Origin of the sequence: Erwinia sp. SLM-02 (assembly GCF_037450285.1) — a bacterium.
GTDB lineage: Bacteria > Pseudomonadota > Gammaproteobacteria > Enterobacterales > Enterobacteriaceae > Erwinia.
In genome coordinates, this window is the sequence record NZ_JAQISN010000005.1 from 156155 (window position 1) to 173579 (window position 17425).

Annotated in this window: 15 protein-coding genes; 4 read left to right on the forward strand and 11 right to left on the reverse strand. The window is 61.2% G+C overall.

The window, feature by feature from the left end:
• Positions 1–226: 226 nt before the first annotated feature.
• Together PGH32_RS21880 and PGH32_RS21885 are read right to left on the reverse strand one after the other, a co-directional pair.
• Positions 227–1123 (reverse strand): substrate-binding domain-containing protein, encoded by an 897-nt coding sequence (locus PGH32_RS21880; RefSeq protein WP_337895121.1) that lies wholly within the window; start codon positions 1121–1123, stop codon positions 227–229.
• Between the two features lie 331 nt (positions 1124–1454).
• Complete coding sequence (locus PGH32_RS21885) at positions 1455–2543, reverse strand: oxidoreductase (protein WP_337895122.1); 1089 nt, start codon at positions 2541–2543, stop codon at positions 1455–1457.
• 174 nt (positions 2544–2717) lie between these two features.
• Here PGH32_RS21885 and PGH32_RS21890 point away from each other — a divergent pair, with 174 nt between their 5' ends.
• Positions 2718–3782, forward strand: a complete 1065-nt coding sequence (locus tag PGH32_RS21890) for a sugar ABC transporter substrate-binding protein (protein ID WP_314418905.1) — start codon at positions 2718–2720, stop codon at positions 3780–3782.
• Positions 3783–3831: 49 nt separating this feature from the next.
• A complete protein-coding gene (locus PGH32_RS21895) occupies positions 3832–5037 on the forward strand; it encodes an LVIVD repeat-containing protein (RefSeq protein WP_443112824.1) in 1206 nt (401 codons plus the stop codon).
• Between the two features lie 130 nt (positions 5038–5167).
• Here PGH32_RS21895 and PGH32_RS21900 read toward each other — a convergent pair whose 3' ends face one another.
• The 8 genes from PGH32_RS21900 to PGH32_RS21935 all read right to left on the reverse strand — a co-directional run bounded on the left by PGH32_RS21900 (position 5168) and on the right by PGH32_RS21935 (position 13803).
• A complete protein-coding gene (locus PGH32_RS21900; RefSeq protein ID WP_337895123.1) occupies positions 5168–6010 on the reverse strand; it encodes a VOC family protein in 843 nt (280 codons plus the stop codon).
• Between the two features lie 43 nt (positions 6011–6053).
• Positions 6054–7157 (reverse strand): alkylhydroperoxidase domain protein, encoded by a 1104-nt coding sequence (locus PGH32_RS21905; RefSeq protein ID WP_337895124.1) that lies wholly within the window; start codon positions 7155–7157, stop codon positions 6054–6056.
• Positions 7154–8185, reverse strand: coding sequence for a putative FMN-dependent luciferase-like monooxygenase (locus PGH32_RS21910; protein WP_337895125.1), 1032 nt, complete (start codon positions 8183–8185; stop codon positions 7154–7156). Before PGH32_RS21910 ends, PGH32_RS21905 begins: the two co-directional genes overlap by 4 nt.
• Positions 8182–9804, reverse strand: a complete 1623-nt coding sequence (locus PGH32_RS21915; RefSeq protein ID WP_337895126.1) for an ABC transporter ATP-binding protein — start codon at positions 9802–9804, stop codon at positions 8182–8184. The genes PGH32_RS21910 and PGH32_RS21915 overlap by 4 nt, the downstream gene beginning before the upstream one ends.
• Positions 9801–10661 (reverse strand): ABC transporter permease, encoded by an 861-nt coding sequence (locus PGH32_RS21920; protein ID WP_314418916.1) that lies wholly within the window; start codon positions 10659–10661, stop codon positions 9801–9803. The genes PGH32_RS21915 and PGH32_RS21920 overlap by 4 nt, the downstream gene beginning before the upstream one ends.
• Complete coding sequence (locus PGH32_RS21925; RefSeq protein ID WP_123333743.1) at positions 10658–11602, reverse strand: ABC transporter permease; 945 nt, start codon at positions 11600–11602, stop codon at positions 10658–10660. The genes PGH32_RS21920 and PGH32_RS21925 overlap by 4 nt, the downstream gene beginning before the upstream one ends.
• An 11-nt stretch (positions 11603–11613) precedes the next feature.
• Entirely contained in the window at positions 11614–13242 is a 1629-nt protein-coding gene (locus tag PGH32_RS21930) for a TIGR04028 family ABC transporter substrate-binding protein (protein ID WP_337895127.1), read from the reverse strand.
• Between the two features lie 114 nt (positions 13243–13356).
• Positions 13357–13803, reverse strand: a complete 447-nt coding sequence (locus PGH32_RS21935) for a winged helix-turn-helix transcriptional regulator (RefSeq protein WP_337895128.1) — start codon at positions 13801–13803, stop codon at positions 13357–13359.
• An 81-nt stretch (positions 13804–13884) separates the two neighbouring features.
• Here PGH32_RS21935 and PGH32_RS21940 point away from each other — a divergent pair, with 81 nt between their 5' ends.
• Together PGH32_RS21940 and PGH32_RS21945 are read left to right on the forward strand one after the other, a co-directional pair.
• A complete protein-coding gene (locus PGH32_RS21940; RefSeq protein ID WP_443112820.1) occupies positions 13885–15102 on the forward strand; it encodes an MFS transporter in 1218 nt (405 codons plus the stop codon).
• Entirely contained in the window at positions 15095–16450 is a 1356-nt protein-coding gene (locus tag PGH32_RS21945; RefSeq protein WP_337895130.1) for a pyridoxal phosphate-dependent decarboxylase family protein, read from the forward strand. Before PGH32_RS21940 ends, PGH32_RS21945 begins: the two co-directional genes overlap by 8 nt.
• 404 nt (positions 16451–16854) lie before the next feature.
• On the opposite strand, the gene PGH32_RS21950 is transcribed toward PGH32_RS21945, so the two are convergent.
• Positions 16855–17259, reverse strand: a complete 405-nt coding sequence (locus PGH32_RS21950; RefSeq protein ID WP_205067114.1) for an H-NS family histone-like protein — start codon at positions 17257–17259, stop codon at positions 16855–16857.
• Between the last annotated feature and the right edge of the window lie 166 nt (positions 17260–17425).

Below are 17425 nucleotides of genomic sequence, written 5' to 3' on the forward strand. Positions count from 1 at the left end.
GCTCATTGCAGTGGTTATCACTCTCTACAGTGGTTAATGCTCTCTCCAGTGGTTATTTCAGCGTACTCCTCTCTACAGTGGATATCCGGAGAGGATCCTCTTACTACAGTGGTTGTTTAAGAGATCTTTGGTCAGGATCGCGTTCAGCGCCAGTAAAAAAAGCCAGCCCGCGACCGATTGCGGGCTGGCTTACAGGCAAAAGGATCCTGACACCGTTGCGGCAGGATCAGTGGCGGCTGGCGCAGCCGCACTGGGACGGTTCGCTGAAGGTTTCGCGACTCAGGTGAGAGTGCCGGACTTTCAGTTCACCGTGACGCCAGTCACCTTCTGAACGGCTCTGGTTATCCAGCAGGCGGCTGAGTGCTTCGCCGACCAGCAGATCGCTGCGCTGTGACAGGCTGGTGAGATGCCAGGTCGCGGAGTGGGCTTCACTGGTGTCGCCCGAACCGACCACGCCAACGTGTACCCGCTCGCCAAAGTCGCGCACCGCCTGCAGGGCGCCAAATGCCAGCTCGTCGTTATCGCAGAACAGGGCATCGATACGCTCGGATGCCCAGGTTTGCTTGAGGTAGGCCAGCGTAGCGCGCCATGCGTGCTCACGATCGAAGCCGCCGGCAGTCAGCACCTTTGTGACGGCGTGATGTGCCGCAGCCAGCCCTTCGCCGTAGCCAGCCTGCTGCGGCAGCGGGGCAGAATCCTGTGCCTGCAGATAGCCGAAGCGGGTGTAGCCCTGTGAACTCAGCAGGCGGGCGACCTGTTTCCCGGCGGTGTGGCCGTCAACGCGGATGCTGTCTGCCGACGTGTCCGGCGCGGCAGTACCGATGTAAATTGCCGGAACCTGCGGCAGAATGTCGGCGGTAACGCGCAGTTCGTCGCTGGACAGGGACGAGAGGAAAACCAGCGCGGTGGGTTGCAGCCGTGCCGCGCCGTTCAGTGCGGCCTGCAGGCCGTCGCGCGAGCTGACGTTCAGCAGCAGCGTGACGCAGCCGCGCTGATTCAGCTGGCGGGTCAGCTCATTTAGCAGGGTAACGGTGTAGGGATTGGTAAATTCATCGCTGACCACGCCGATAATTTTGGCTTCATCTTCACGGGGCTGCGCCATATCTGTTCTGTCCTTCATCATGGTTTACTCGTTAGGCTTCTGACGGGAAAGTTGCGCGGACAGAATAGCAAAAATTGCCCTTTACTCCATGCATCATCGCGCAGCAGGCAATACGTGACATTGTCACGCAAGGTTCCCGGATTTGTCTGAATTATTGGTGATAAAATCGGCCACGGTCATCTCCGGCCTCTGGGAGATTGTAAAACTTAAAAAACCAATTTTTATCAATGTGATAAGGTCTTTTGTCGAGTGTTTCTTCTCAGGTTTAATACAGTTACTCACTGAATTATCCCCTGAATCTGTGGATAAATATCTGGCTCACGCTGCATTTCCGGTGAGCCGGATGTCAGTTTTAGCGGCCTAATGCCTCAACGTAAAGGAACGCTTCGCGCAGGCTTTCCGGCGTAACGGGGATCGGCAATGCATGGATGGATTCCTTAGGCCGCAGGGTGTGTGCGATTACCGGATCGATCTGTGCCGGGTCGTTGACGTCCACGCCCAGCGCGGCCAGGGTGGTCGGCAGATTGAAGCGCTGATAGGCCGCAATCAACTGGCGAGTGGCGGCCTCATCGGCCAGCAGCGCGCACTGCACGAGAATGCCATAGGCCACCTTGGTGCCGTGCAGATACTGCGCCGTCTGCGGCAGAATCGTCAGGCCGTTATGCACCGCATGCGCCGCGGCAATACGCGTATAGCGCTCGCCCAGCCCGCCCACCATGCCGCCACCGGCAATAATGGCGTCAATCACGTCCATGAAGTCCTGGCTCAGCTCCCCCCTCTGCTGGTCAGCCAGCGCGGCCTCACTCTGGCCCAGCAGCACGTCGCGCAGGGTGGCGGCGGTATCAATCCCCAGACGCACGGTCAGCGGCAGTTTGCTCGGCTCGGGTGCCAGCACCACGGCTTCATACCATTTCGCCAGCGTATCGCCGATCCCGGCCAGCAGGTATTCAACCGGTGCCTGCAGCAGGATCTCCGGCTCCACCAGCACCAGGTGATTCGCATCGTTGAAAATTTCATAGTGCGAGGCCTGGCCGGCGGCGTTGTACCAGACCGAAAGCGGGGTCCAGGCGGCGCAGGTGGCGGCGATGGTTGGGATGGCAACGAACGGCAGGTTCAGGCGGCGGGCCAGCGCCTTGGCGGTATCCAGCAGCGCACCGCCGCCCACGCCAATCACCACCTGGCGGTCGTCACCGGCGACCTGCGCCAGTTCGGCCAGATCCGGGTCGGTACAGTGGCCGCCGTACTGCAGATGGCGCGCACCGTTCTGCGAGAATGCAGCGGGCAGGAAAGGGCGCGCGGCGTCGATGGCGCGCTCGCCGTACAGCCAGACGGCCTGAGAAAGCTGCGCTTCACTGTAGAAGTCGGTCAGACGCGCCAGCGCGCCGGGATGAGAATAGTAGTTAGCGGGGCCGGGAACGACCTGAATTGCGGTAATGTCCATGATATTCCTTAGCGTTTCTTTGCTCCTATCCTGCTGTAGAGCCTTTACCACAGGCTAATACTTTTTTTGTAGTTACTTATTCCTTTTACTTCTTTGTCAGTCAGTTACAGGCATGAAAAAGTGACTTATCGTGCCGTTTATTCTTTAGTTTACTTTTTTACACAGGGATCTCTGATGAAACCAATTTTTTCCGTACTGGCTCTGTTCGTTGCCAGCGCTCTGCCCGTCCATGCCGCCACGCCGACTCCGGTACCGGAGAAAATTGCCAGCCACGACGGTCCGGTGCGCATCGCCGTGATCCGTAACCTGGGTTCCGACGATAACACCACCCAGTTTGTGCAGGGTGCCATCCAGCAGGGTAAAGCGCTGGGCTTTAAGGTCAGCACCTTTTTAACCAACGGTGACGATGCCAAATTCCAGGATTTCGTTAACCAGGCGATCAGCCAGAAATATGACGGGATCATTCTGTCGCAGGGCCGCGCGCCGTATGCCGCGCCGCTGATTAAAAAGATCGTCGACAGCGGCATTGCGGTGTCGGTGTTTGATACCTCCGTTGACGGCACCATCCCGGGCGCCACCGTTACCCAGCAGGACGATGCCTCCCTGACCAAACTCTCCTTCGGCCAGCTGATTCAGGATCACAACGGCAAAGCCAACATCATCAAGCTGTGGGTCGCCGGTTTCCCACCGATGGAACGTCGCCAGGCCGCCTACAAGCAGCTGCTGCAGGAAAACCCGGGCATCCACGAGCTGGAATCCGTCGGTGCCGTTTCTTCTGACGTGCAGGGCGATACCGCCAATAAGGTGGGCGCGCTGCTGGCCAAATACCCGAAAGGGAAAGTGGATGCGATCTGGGGAACCTGGGATGCCTTCAGCCAGGGCGCGCTGAAAGCGCTGAAAGAAAATGGCCGTACCGAAATCAAACTCTACAGCATTGACGTCTCCAACCAGGATCTGCAGCTGATGCGTGAAGCCGGCAGCCCATGGAAAGTCACCGCGGCGGTCGATCCGAAACTGATCGGTGCCACCAACGTGCGCCTGGTCGCGCTGAAGCTGGCGGGTGAAGCCACGCCGGACAGCTACGAATTCAAAGCCACCACCATTCCGCAGGCGCTGCTGGCAGCCCAGCCGGGTCCGGTTAACGTGGCGGGCCTGAGCAAAATCATCCCGGGCTGGGGCCAGACCGAAGACTTCGTCGCGCCGTGGTTTGCCACCCTGGAAGCGAAATACAAAAAGTAAGGACGATACCGTGTCAGACAGTTTACCGACCCCGGAATTCAGCCGGAACATGCGCCTGATTGGTCACAGCGACCAGGGCGGCCGGCCGGACGGTGTGCAGGTGATGGTTCATCGTGGCTATGCCTACGTCGGCCATATGGTGTCCTCCGGCTTTTCGATTATTGATGTCCGTGATGCGAAAAATCCGCGGCCGGCAGGTTATATTGCCGCGCCGCCGGGAACGTGGAACGTGCATCTGCAGGCGCATGACGATCTGCTGCTGGTAATCAACGCCCGCGACCTGTTTGCCGACGTGCGTTTTGCCGATGAGAAGGTCTATTACACCCGCTCGGTGGGCGAAACGGTCAGCGATGTGCAGGACCGGGGCTGGAGCGCCGGACTGCGCATTTTTGATATCTCGATCCCCGATCGTCCGCGCGAAATCAGCTTCCTGCCGCTGAACGGCATCGGCATTCACCGCATCTGGTACGTGGGCGGCCGCTGGGCCTATGTTTCCGCACTGCTGGACGGGTTTACCGACTATATTTTCCTGACCATCGACCTCGCCAATCCGCAGAAGCCGGAAGTGGCAGGCCGCTGGTGGCTGCCGGGCATGAACGCCGCAGAGGGCGAGCAGCCGGACTGGCCGGAAGGTAAACGCTATGCGCTGCATCATGCGATTATCAGCGGCGATACCGCCTACGGCAGCTGGCGTGACGGCGGCCTGACGCTGCTGGACGTCAGCGACCGCAGTCAGCCGACGCTAATCAGCCACCGCAACTGGAGCCCGCCGTTCGGTGGCGGAACGCATACCGCGCTGCCGCTGCCGGATCGCGATCTGCTGGTGGTGCTGGACGAAGCGGTGCTGGATAACCAGGAAGACGGGGAGAAGCATATCTGGCTGTTTGATATTCGCGAACCGTCCAATCCGATCAGCATTTCGACCTTCCCGCAGCCGGGTGAAATCGACTACGTGGCGAAAGGGGCGCACTTTGGTCCGCATAACCTGCATGAAAACCGCCCGGGCAGCTTTGTCAGCTCATCGCTGATCTTTGCCACCTGGCAGAATGCGGGCGTGCGCGCCTACGACATCAGCAATCCGTATCAGCCGGTGGAAACCGGTGCGCTGGTGCCCGCCGCGCCGGCGAAAATGATGGATACCCGTCCGGGGCGCCCGCAGGTGATCCAGTCCTGTGATGTGTTTGTGGATGCCGCAGGGATTATCTACAGCACCGACTATAACGGCGGGCTGTCGATTATTGAGTATTTCGGCTAAGCACCGCGTTTTACTCATGGTCGAAATTTAACAGCGGGCAGATGCCCGCTTTTTTATAACAGGCTCAGGCTATTCTGACCTGCCCGGTCAGCGCGACGTATTATGCTGCACTGAGCTTTTACGCGGTGGCTTACTGCGTAAAGCGCAGGGCCAGCTGGAAAGCGTGCCGGGCATCAACCCGGACGCCACGCCGATCCTCGTGGAAGGGGATCCCGCTCTGAGACAGGCTGTTTTTTACCTGTTCCAGCGAGGTGCTGTGCAGGCTCAGCGCCACCATTCTGGCCGTGCCGTTGTAGTCGTCCGACAGCGTGCCGAACTCGGCTTTCGCCGCCTCCGTCGGCACAAAGCGTATCCGCGCAACACCCGCATCGATGATCCGCTCACCGCTTTCCGTCTCCTGCAGCGTCACGGCAGGGAACAGCTGCAGATAAACCTCGGCGGCCTGCCCGGGATGCTCTGCGGCGATAACGAATTCGCGGATCTGCGTAACGCCGTTCGGATGCGCCTGCCAGTCTTCCTGCCAGACCGCGTCTGGCGTCAGATGCTGACAAAAGAAGCTGCGGCCGTTCGGCACGCGATCGGCGTGCAGCCTGACGGTACGAAAGCGGGCTTCCGTTTCACTGCCGTCCGGCAGGGTGACCGGGCGGAAAAACGACCCCGGTGGCGTATCGGCCAGCTGCTGCTGCTGAAGGTGCTGGTACACCGCATCGGCATCGCTGGTTTTCCACACCAGCCCCGAAAGGCCGATCGGCGACTGCCAAAGATCGCGGCGCAGATTGCCGCGTTCAGGCTCATAACCGAGCAGTTCAAGGTAGTTATTGTTGAAAATCGCCAGGTGATTGCTTGAACCGAGCGAATGGTGACCTCGTTCAGTCAGCTGGAAACCAAGACGCTGAAACAGCGCCGCCGCCTCATCCAGCTGCGGGCCGACGTTGATCACCACGTGATCCAGTGCGGGTTGCGGGTGTGACATTTATCGCTCCTGTGAAAAGGGGAGCATGCGCTCCCCCGTCAATTCAGACGGTTTCGGTGTACGGCTCGCCGAGGGTCAGCATCAGGCGGTTGGCCCAGGCGAAGAACGCCGTTGACTGTATAAGGTCCACCAGCTCCAGCTCGCCCAGCCCCTGTTCGCGCAGCACCGTCAGCTGCTGAACGCTGGCGGTTGGCGGTGTGGCGGAAAGTGAAGCGGCCAGGTCGATCAGCGCCAGCCAGCGCGGGGACTGATCCACCGCCAGCGGTTTACCGGGGGCCGTATCTATCAGGCGCTGAACGTCTTCCGGCTGTTTTGACAGCTGCGCGGCCTTGCGGGCGTGAACCGAGGCGCAGAAGATACAGCCGTTAACCTTACTGGCGACGGTGGCGGCCAGCTCACGCTCCTTGCGAGGCAGCCCGCCGGAGGTGAAGAAGATCCCTTTATCGGCCAGCGTGCGCTGCTCCAGCAGCGGCAGATTGCGGGCCAGCAGGCGGAAGTAATCAGAATCGGTGTGGCCGAATTTGGCCAGCGTGGCTTTTTCCAGCGCGTTGAACTCGGCCAGCGGTTTGGCCGCCAGCCACGGCTCCCAGCCCAGTTCCTCGCGGGTAAACGCCGGTGGCGCATTTTTCCCGCTCAGGGTCTGCGGTTCGGTGCGCCAGGCGGCCGCGGTCACCGGCTGTGCGCTGGCCGCCGAACCGTTCTCGCCGTTCAGCAGGCGATAGCCGCGCAGCAGACGGCTCTGGAAGCTGATAAACGCCACCAGCTGAGAGAGGGTCACGATGGCTTCTTTACTCCATCCCGCCTGCTCCAGCGCCTGCAGATGTGACGGTTCGGCGCTCGCCGGTTTAAAGGTCAGCAGCTCGGCGTGTGCCAGCGCGGAGGCCAGTCGATCCTCCTGCGGGGCCGTGGTGATCCGTCCGGCATAGTGCGCCGCCAGCGATTCTTCGCCGTGCCAGCGGGCAATCTGCTCTGCCAGCGCCACGCGCAGGGAGAGCGGGAAGTCGCCTGAATCATTGCCGCTGAACAGCACGTCATAGCTGCCCTGGGTATGCGTGGTGGCCGCTTCGCGGGTCAGGCGGGCTTCTGCCAGCGGGCTGTCTGCCGCAATGTCGGCCAGTTTATGCAGTAAATCCTGAGACTGAGTCATACGGTTTCCTTGAGGTTCTGTACGGTAACGGCCGGTCGCCAGCCCAGCGCCGGAGCGACGTCGGTGGCCAGCAGCTCGATAGAGGTCAAAATATGCTGATGCGGGGGATCGATAGAGTGCACCTGGAACGAAATATCGGTCACGCGCGGCAGGGTAGTGTCCTGACGCAGCGAGGCGATAACCTGCTCCGGCGTGCCGAGGTGAGCATCAAAGGCGGCAAGATAGTCATCCAGGGTATCGCCCGGCACGACGTGCCCGGCGGCGCGATGCTGCTCCGCCTGTGCGGTGAGCCCCGGCAGGGCCAGGCGGCGGGCTTCATGACCGTCGCGGCTGACAAACGCCGTGCGTGAAGCCAGAATGCGCGGTTCAATCCCGGGCGGCAGCGCCTCCAGATAGGCATCGATCAGCGGGTTCTGAATCGCATCCAGCGGCAGCGACGGCTGGCCCGCCGGGCGCGGCTGGGTGCGCGACAGCATCAGCCCGTGACCTGCGGTCCCGGCCCGTGCGGCCCCGGCAACCGAGAACGTGGCCTGCCAGAGACGCCCGGCCAGCTGCGGCGCGGCCGGATACAGTCGGTTATCCTCATGGGCCAGCGGCGCGTTGCCCCAGGCCTGCAGCAGCGTGTCCAGATTGGCCGAGAACGCCTCGGCGCGCTGCTCGAAGGTCAGATCGAACGGCAGGAAAGAGGTGGGCGTGCCGCCGGACCCCAGCCCCAGCTCAAGGCGGTGGTGGCTCAGCAGATCGAGCACGGCAGCATCTTCCGCCACCCGCAGCGCGTTCTCCATCGGCAGAGTGATAATCGCCGTGCCCAGACGAATACGCGAGGTCTGCGCCGCCACGCTGGCGAGGAACAGCAGCGGGGAGGGCAGGCCGCCCTCGTGTTCATGGAAGTGGTGCTGGGCGACCCAGGCGGTATCGAATCCCCAGCGTTCGGCGTGCTGAATCTGCAGCGTGGCCAGGTGATAGCGTTCCTGCGCGCTGGTTTTGTCCAGCAGGCGGGTGAAAAATCCAAGACGTTTAGCGGTCATGCGGTGTCCTTTACGCGAGTCAAAACGGGTATGGCGGCAATCAGTTCGCGGGTGTAGTCGCTGGCGGGGCGGTTAAACACCCCGGCGGTATCGCCATAGTCAATCTGCTGCCCGGCGCGCAGCACGGAAACGCTGTGCGCCAGCTGCCGGACCGTGGCGAGGTCGTGTGAAATAAACAGGTAGCTCAGGCCCAGCTCCTGCTGCAGCTGCAGCAGGAGGCTGAGGATCTGCGCCTGAATGGTGACATCCAGCGCCGAGGTGGCTTCATCCAGCACCAGGATCTGCGGGCGCAGGATCAGCGCACGGGCAATCGCCACGCGCTGGCGCTGGCCGCCGGAAAGCTCATGCGGTTTGCGGTCCAGCAGGGCCAGCGGCAGCGCCACGCGGGTCGCCGCTTCTTCTACACGCTGGCGGCGTTCCTGCTGGCTGAGCGGTTCGTAGTTCAGCAGCGGTTCCTCAATCACCCGGTACAGGGTCTGTGACGGGTCGAGTGAGGCAAACGGGTTCTGATACACCAGCTGGATCTTACGGCGCAGCTGGCGCAGGGCTTCCCCGCGCAGCGAGGAGGCATCAATGCCGTCAATCACCACCCGGCCGCTGTCCGCCTGCTGGAAGCCAAGCAGAATGCGGGCGAGGGTGGTTTTGCCCGACCCGGACTCGCCGACCAGGGCATGGGTGGTGCCGCGCCGGACGCTGAACGACACATTTTTCAACGCCTGGAAACCTTCGCCCTTGCCGAGGGAGAAATATTTGTTCAGGCCGATGATTTCTACCGCCGGCTGGGAAAACTGCTGCTGCTGAGTCGGGGCGAAACTGCCGCCGGTCAGCGCGGGCGCATCGGCGAACAGCTGGCGGGTATAGGCATCCTGCGGCGAATGGACAATCGCTTCCGCGCTGCCCTGCTCGCGGATCTCGCCGTGGCGGAAGACCAGAATGCGATCGGAACGCGCTGCCGCCACGGCCAGGTCGTGGGTGACGAACAGCACCGCAGTACCTGATTCACGCCGTAATTCGTCAATCAGGTCGAGAATGCGTTTCTGTACGGTGACATCCAGCGCGCTGGTGGGTTCATCGGCGATAATCAGCGCCGGTTTCAGTGCAATGGCGATGGCAATCAGCACCCGCTGCTTCATGCCGCCGGAAAGCTGGTGCGGATACTGCTGCGCGCGCTGTTCGGGATGCGACAGCCCGACGCGCTTCAGCAGCGCCACCACGCGCTCGCGGCGCTGCTGGCGGGATAACGGTTCGTGCAGCAGCAGGATCTCTTCCACCTGTGCGCCAATGGTTTTTACCGGGTTCAGCGAGCTGCCTGGATCCTGCGGGATCAGGCTGATGGCGGCGCCGCGAATGCCGTCCAGCCGCTTCTGCGACCAGTGGGTGATCTCCACGCCGTTCAGCCAGATTTGCCCCGCCTCCCGCACGGCGTTATCCGCCAGCAGGCCGATAATCGACTGCGCGGTAGTGGTTTTACCGGAGCCGGACTCGCCGACCAGCGCCACCACCTCGCCCCGCTCCACGCTGAATGACACGTTGTGGATCACGCGTTTTTGCTCACCGCCGCTGCGGTAGGCGATGCTCAGATTGCTCACCCTGAGCACCGGCTGGGTTGTTTCGCTCATCGGCGGCCCCCTGAATAATGATGGCTGATGCGGTTGGCGGCCAGTACCACCAGCACCACGACAATGCCCGGGAAGGTGGTCAGCCACCAGGCGGTAGAAATGTAGTTACGCCCCTCGGCGATCAGCAGCCCCCACTCCGGGGTCGGCGGCGGGGTACCGTAGCCGAGGAAGCTGAGCGTGGAAATCGCCAGAATGGCGCTGCCGAACTGCAGCGCGGAAAACGCCAGCACCGGCGTCAGCGAGTTGGGTAAAATGTGCCGCCACAGCACCGCGAAGAAGGTGCCGCCGCTGCCGTAAGCCGCCTCAACGTATTCGGAGTGGCGCACGCGAACCACCTCAGAGCGGGCGAGGCGGGCGAAGTTGGCGATGGAGGTGATCCCCACCGCAATCGCGGCGTTAACGGTGCCGAAGCCGAGCAGGATAATAATGCTCAGGGAGAGCAGCAGGCCGGGAATCGCCAGCAGCACGTCCACCAGCCGCATCACCACGCTTTCGCTGCGCCCGCCCAGTGCCCCCGCGATCACGCCGAGTAGCGTACCCACCGTCAGGCCGAGCGCCACGGCAACCAGCGCGCCGCTCAGCGAGTGGGATGCGCCCCAGACGATGCGCGCATACAGATCGCGCCCCAGCTGGTCGGTGCCGAGCCAGTGCCCGGCCTGCGGTGCCAGGCGCTGCGCCCCCGCTACGCCTTCGGTGGCGCTCCAGTCGGTAAACCAGCCGGGAAACAGCGCCCAGAGAATGGCAATGGCGATCGTCAGCCAGGCCAGCACCAGCCCCGGACGGAACTGCCGTGGCAGGATGTTGCGCCAGTGCAGGCCGCGCGTTTTGTGTGTGCTGTTCAAATCGGCGAGGCTCATGATGCCGCCCTCTGATAATGCTTAAGACGCGGGTCGAGTAACGGAGAGAAAACGTCGACCAGTAAATTGATCAGCACGAAGCCGGTAGCGGAAATCATCACGATCGCCTGCAGTACCGCCACGTCCTGATTGTTCACCGCCTGCTGGGTCAACTGGCCCAGCCCGCTGAGGCCGAACACCGTTTCGGTGATCAGCGCCCCGGCAATCAGCTCACCCAGCAGCAGACCGGCGATGGTCAGCACCGGCAGCAGCGCATTTCGCGCCACGTGATGCCACAGCACCCGCCGCTGGCTGGCCCCCTTGGCGCGGGCGACGGCAACGAACGGCTGGGTCTGCACCTGGTCAATGCTGCGGATCAGGATCTGCGCCAGCGGCGCTGAGATCGGCACCGCCAGAGTGATCACCGGCAGGATCAGACCGACCCACTCGCCGGGGTTGATCACCGGTATCCAGCGCAGCTGGAAGGAGAAGACCTGAATCAGCGCAATCCCCAGCCAGAAGGTGGGGATCGAGATAAACAGGGAAGGCAGCGACTGCAGCGCGTTACGCAGCCAGCGCAGCCCGGTGAGGCTGGAGCTGAAGGCAATCACCACCGCCAGCAGCGTGGCCAGCACAAAGCCCGGCAGCGCCAGGCGCAGCGTGGCCGGGAAGTTTTCGGCCAGCAGCTCGCTGACCGGGACCCCGGCCTGCACGGAGAAGCCAAAGTCTCCGCGCAGCATATTGCCAAGTGAATGCAGATACTGCTGCCACAGCGGCGTGGTGGCCCCGTAAGACTGGCGCATCTCTTCGATCTGCGCCGGGCTCAGTCCTAAGTCAGGGTTCTGAAATTTAATCAGAATCGCATCGCCGGGCAGCACCTGCAGCAGTACAAAGGAGACGGTAAACGCCACCCACAGCACCAGCAGAGCCTGCCCCAGTCGCTGAGTGAAATATCCCGTCATCTTGGTGATCCTCAGTGTTTTTCGAGCCAGACGCCGTAGAAGCTCGGGCGGCCCACGGCTTCGAAGGTCAGACCCTTCAGCCACGGCGCGCTGGCAAACACCTGCGGCTCTTCGAAGATAGGAATATTGTAGGCCTGCTCGACCAGATAACGCTGGGCATCACCGGTCAGCGCCAGGCGTTTTTGCGCATCGGTTTCGGCCGCGATACCTTCAAGAATGCCGTTGAGTTTGTCGTCGCGGAAGGTTTTCACCAGGCTGCTGGAGCCGCCTTTTTGCAGCAGGCCGTCGCGGTTGGTGGGATAGAACTGGCTTTTCACCACGTCCGGATCGGCGCGACCCACTTCGGTGACGGAAAGCGGGGTTTTCTGCGGATCGAGGTTATCGACGGTTTTACTGCCCGCGTCACCCGCCTTCACCGCCAGCGAGACGCCCACCTGTTTCCACTGCTGCGCCACCAGCTGCAGAACCTCTTTATTCTGCGGCTGCGGCAGGGATTCATACACCGTCAGCGCCAGCTTCTGGCCGTCCTTCTGACGGATGCCGTCGCTGCCCGCTTTCCAGCCCGCCTCGTCCAGCAGGGTGTTGGCCAGCGCCGGGTCAAACTTCAGCTCCTTGCTGAGGTCAACAAAGCCCGCCGCCGAGCTGGCCAGCACGGACTTCGCCACCGGATAGTTAGGCGAGAACAGGGTATCGACAATCTGCTGGCTGTTGGTGGCGTGCAGCAGGGCTTTACGCACCTTCACATCGGCGACCAGCGCGTTATCCGGGCGGAAGCTCAGACTGTCGTTGATGCCCCGGGTTGGTGCCGCGTAAATCGGGAAGTTCTGCTGTTCGGCCTGCTTTTCATCGTAAGCCTGCACCTGGCGAATAGCGCCCGCCTGGCCCGCCAGCAGCGCACCGATGCGCACGCTGTCTTCCGGGGTAACGATAATCTTGATCGCGTCCAGGTTAGCGCGGCCCTGCTGTGTACCGTTCTTCGGTCCCCACTGGTAGTCCGCGCGCACTTTCAGATCCACTTCGCGGCCCAGCTTCTCATCGCTGACCACAAACGGACCTGAGCCAATAATGTGGCGGGCATCGCCCAGCGCCTCAAAATTGCGTGCCAGCGTGCTGAGGGAGACCAGGCCGGAACCGATCGTCGCGGTACCCTGCAGGAAGCCCGGGGACGGCTTTTTGAAGAAGAACTTCACCGTCAGCGGGTCGATGACTTCACTGTGGTCATAATTGTTGATCACTTCCGACACCGGCAGGCGCTGGGCTTTGTTGCCCAGGCCGTAGGTATCGAAGTTTTTCGCTACCGCACTGGCATCCAGCGGCGTGCCGTCGGAGAACGTCACCCCCGGGCGGATTTTAAAGGTGTACTCGGTTTTATCGGCGTTGCTGCTCCAGCTTTCCGCGATCCACGGCTCGACTTCCAGCGTTTTCGGGTTCTGCCAGGTCAGCTTATCGGTGATCTGATTCAGAATGCCGCCGTTAGGATAAAAGCCACCGGCAGGCGGATAAAGGTTGGTATGTGCCTGCTGCTCAAGGTAAATCAGCGTGCCGCCCTGAACGGCTTTATCGGCGGCCTGTGCGGCAATCACCCCGGAAAATAACGCCAGGGCGCCGGCGAGGGCGCTGAGGCGGAAAGTTGTGCGCATGAAGAATTCCTTTATTGTCAGTTTGTTTTATCTGCTGACGATAAATATCAATCCTGACAAGGGGTTTGGTGAACCAAGGAATTCATCTAGCTATTTGCGTTTTTTGCATAAGGCTCAGTCGAGCTTCTGCACCCGGGTCATCTCCGGGGTGATTTCTTCCCCCCGCTGGTTAAGGATCCGCAGAGGGGAAAGCGTCAGCCCGCTGGCGGTTTCGAGCAGCTCGGAGTGGGCTTCTCCTGTGCTGAACAGCTGATTTTCGCCAAACTGCCGCAGCGCAACGATCAGCGGGAAGGTGGCCAGGCCGCGATCGGTCAGCACATATTCCTGCCATGCCGTCCCGTCCGAAGCGGGCTGTACCCTGAGCAGATCGGCTTCCACCAGCCGCTTCAGGCGGGAGGCCAGTATATTGCGCGCCACGCCCAGACCGCGCTGAAACTCGCTGAAGCGCCGGCTGCCGTCAAAGGCATCGCGCAGGATCATCAGCATCCAGCGATCGCCGATCAGGTCCACGCTGCGCGCCACCGGGCAGGGCGACCGGCTGGAGGGAGTATTCTCCGTCATCGTTTCATCTCCTGAAAACTATTTGGTTGCATTTTAAAACTGCTTCGCGCAGGCTGCAATTGGTTTTAATTTGAAACTAATATGGAGGGAGAAGTGAGCAACGTTTTGCCATGTCATGAATCGCCGCGCCGTTTACCCGGCTGGCAGGTTGCCCTGTTTACCGCCGGGACCGGCTTCAGCGTCGCCAACGTTTATTATGCCCAGCCGCTGCTGGATACCCTCGGCACCACCTACGGGCTGCGTTCCGCCTCGCTGGGAACGGTGATCTTTGCCACGCAGCTGGGCTGCCTGCTGGCGCTGCTGTTCGTGGTACCACTGGGCGACAGGCTGAACCGCCGTCGGCTGATGCGCGCTCAGCTGCTGGCGCTGATCGCTTCACTGCTACTGGTGGCGGTGGCCCCCTCTGCCACGATGCTGATGCTGGCGATGCTGCTGACCGGTCTGACCGGAACCGCGATGACCCAGGGCATGATCGCCTATGCGGCGGCAGCAGCGCCGGAGGAAACGCGCGGGCAGACGGTCGGTGCCGTTTCTGCCGGTGTGGTGGTGGGGCTGCTGCTGGCACGGGTGTTTGCCGGTACGGTGAGCGATGTCGCCGGCTGGCGCAGCGTGTATCTCTCCTCTGCGCTGATGATGACGCTGCTGGCGGCCGTACTCTGGGGACGATTGCCCGACCTCGCTTCACAGAAAACGGACGGCGGACCCGCACCGCTCGTTTCCCTGTGGCGGTTGCTGCACCGGCACCGGCAGCTGCAGATACGCGGCGTGCTGGCGTTGCTGATGTTTGCCAGCTTTGCGATTTTCTGGAGTGCACTGGTGCTGCTGTTAACCCCGCCGCCCTGGAATCTGAGCCACGGACAGACCGGCGCGCTGGGGCTGGTGGGCGCGGCGAGTGCGCTGATCGCCAGCCGGGCGGGCAGGCGAGTCGATCGCGGGCTGGCCCGCAGTAATACCCGATTTGCACTGCTGATACTGTTGCTGAGCTGGCTGCCGCTGTGGCTGGGTGAGCATTCGCTGCCGCTGTTGATTATCGGTATTTTTCTGCTGGATGCCGGCGGACAGGCGCTGCACGTGACCAGCCAGAGCCTGCTGCTGGGCGGCAGAAACGGTGACGGTTCGCAGCTGATCGCCGCCTATATGCTGTTTTACTCTGCGGGCAGCGGGCTGGGCGCGCTGGTTTCAACGCAGGCATTCGCTCACGGCGGCTGGCCGGCCGTTTGTCTTGCCGGGGCGATAACCAGCCTGCTGGCACTGATTTTTGGTTTATCGACACAATCACACGAGGTGAAAAATGGATGAACTTGCACTGCTGGCGGCGGCGGACCAACGCGCGCTTCACTACACGCGTTCGCTGCCTGCACGCCGGGTCTTTCCCGATGCAAAGGCGATTGCCGATCTCAGTCTGTTTAAGGAGGCTTTACCTGACGAGGGGCATCCCGCAGAACAGACGCTGGCCCTGCTCGATGATGTCGGGTCGCCTGCCACCGCGGCGTCTAACGGGGCCGACTATTTTGGTTTTGTTATCGGCGCTTCCCTGCCGGTGGCCAGCGCCGCCGAGCGGCTGATGATCGCCTGGGACCAGTGCGCATCCGGCTGGGATAACTCGCCGGTCTCCGCCACGCTGGAACGGCAGGCCGCGCGCTGGCTGCTGGAAATCCTCGACCTGCCCCGCGAAAGCGCGGTGGGATTTGGCACCAGCGCCACCGCCTGTACCCTGGGCTGCCTGGCGACCGCCCGACGCGAACTGCTAAAGCGGCAGGGCTGGGACTTTGACCAGGAAGGTCTGGTTGGTGCACCGGAGATCCGCGTGGTGGTGTCGGCGCTGGCGCATATCACGGTGATTAAGGCCCTGCGCGTGCTGGGATTCGGGCTTCGCCATCTGATAATCGCGCCGGTGAATGATCAAGGGCAGGTGGATGTCGACAGGCTGCCGGCGCTGGACGATCGTACCATCCTGTGTTTGCAGGCGGGCGAGGTAAACGGCGGGGAGTTTGACAACTTTGCTCAGCTGATACCCCGGGCGCAGGCCGCGGGGGCCTGGGTACACGTGGACGGCGCGTTCGGCCTGTGGGCACGGGCATCATCGCTTAACGCGCTGACTGACGGCGTGGAGCAGGCCGACAGCTGGACAACCGACGCCCATAAATGGCTGAACACCCCCTATGACTGCGCGATGGCGATCTGTCGTCACGCCGCAGCTCTTTCCGCCACCCTGCGCGGCGATGCGGTCTATTCGGCCGCGGCGGAGGACGCGCAGAAAAATCTGACGCTGGAATTTTCCCGTCGCCCGCGCGGAATTCCGGTGTGGGCCGCGCTGCGCACGCTGGGGAGGAAGGGCGTGGCGGAGATGGTTGAGCGGCACTGTCGGCTGGCCAGGCGGGTTGCGGAAGGGCTGTCTTCCTCCGGCTATCGGGTTTTAAATCGCGTGGTGCTGAATCAGGTGCTGTTTTGTGCTGACAATGAACAACAAACGCGGCGTATTCGCGATGCGGTGCAGGCATCCGGAGAAACCTGGTTTGGCGCGACGCAATGGCAGGGACAGGCCGCTTTGCGTATCAGCGTTTCTTCGTGGCGCACGCAGGAAGACAATATTGACCGGTTGCTGCGGCTGCTCGATCGTTTAAAGCAGGATGACGTCGTGGAATAAAAATGATACGGACCCGACCTATGTACGGCACCGATGGAACAGGTGCCGATCACGGGTAATGAATAAGGTCTTTTGGACCGTCACTTTATGCCGGTTCGGATCTCAGAAAGTCGCTAATATTTTACCCTCGCTCCCGGGAATGTGTGTTTCGCAGGATTGGCTCTGGTGAATCTGAACCTATTTTGCGGAACAGATCAATTTCAACCCGGGCATACAGATTTTTCTGTGATCGAGATTATACAGGATGCGCAAAGTGGCGAAGTCAGTGCGCCGGGGTGGGAAAAGCGAAGAAGTTTCGACCTGATGTTTAAATAGCGGGAGGATTAAAACGTCAACCTGGGTGGAGGGGGAAAAGTAAAGGGCCACTCTTTAGAGTGGCCCTTTATCATGACGCGATCGGGAAATCACTTGATCAGGAAATCGTCCAGTGATTTACCTGCATCCAGCGCCTGCTTGATCACAGCCGGGGTACGGCCCTGGCCAGTCCAGGATTTAGTTTCGCCGTTTTCATCAGTATATTCATACTTAGCCGGGCGAGGAGCACGCTTGGTGCGGGTTTTGCCAGCGGTGGTATCAGCGGCGGTCAGCTCGCTTAAATCAATCCCGTCTTCCAGCAGCATCTGACGGTATTTAGCCAGCTTCTCTTCTTTCTCTTTAATCTCAGAAGCGATGGCGGCTTCTGATTCACGTCGTTCGTTCACAACCGCTTCAAGTTTTTCCAGCATCTCTTCCAGTTCAACTAAAGAGACTTCACGAGCCTGGGCACGAAGGGTGCGAATGTTATTTAATACTTTCAGCGTTTCACTCATAACGGAATCCGTAACCTTTGGGTTGGTTTAAATTTAGTCAACTAATGTTTCGAAGACAAGTGTACAGACAAATGAATCGCGAAAAAACACCCAATCAAAAAAAATGTTTCTTTAAATGTTTCTTCAGTGCAAGTTTAGTCACTAATGTAACGATTGGCAAAAGGAC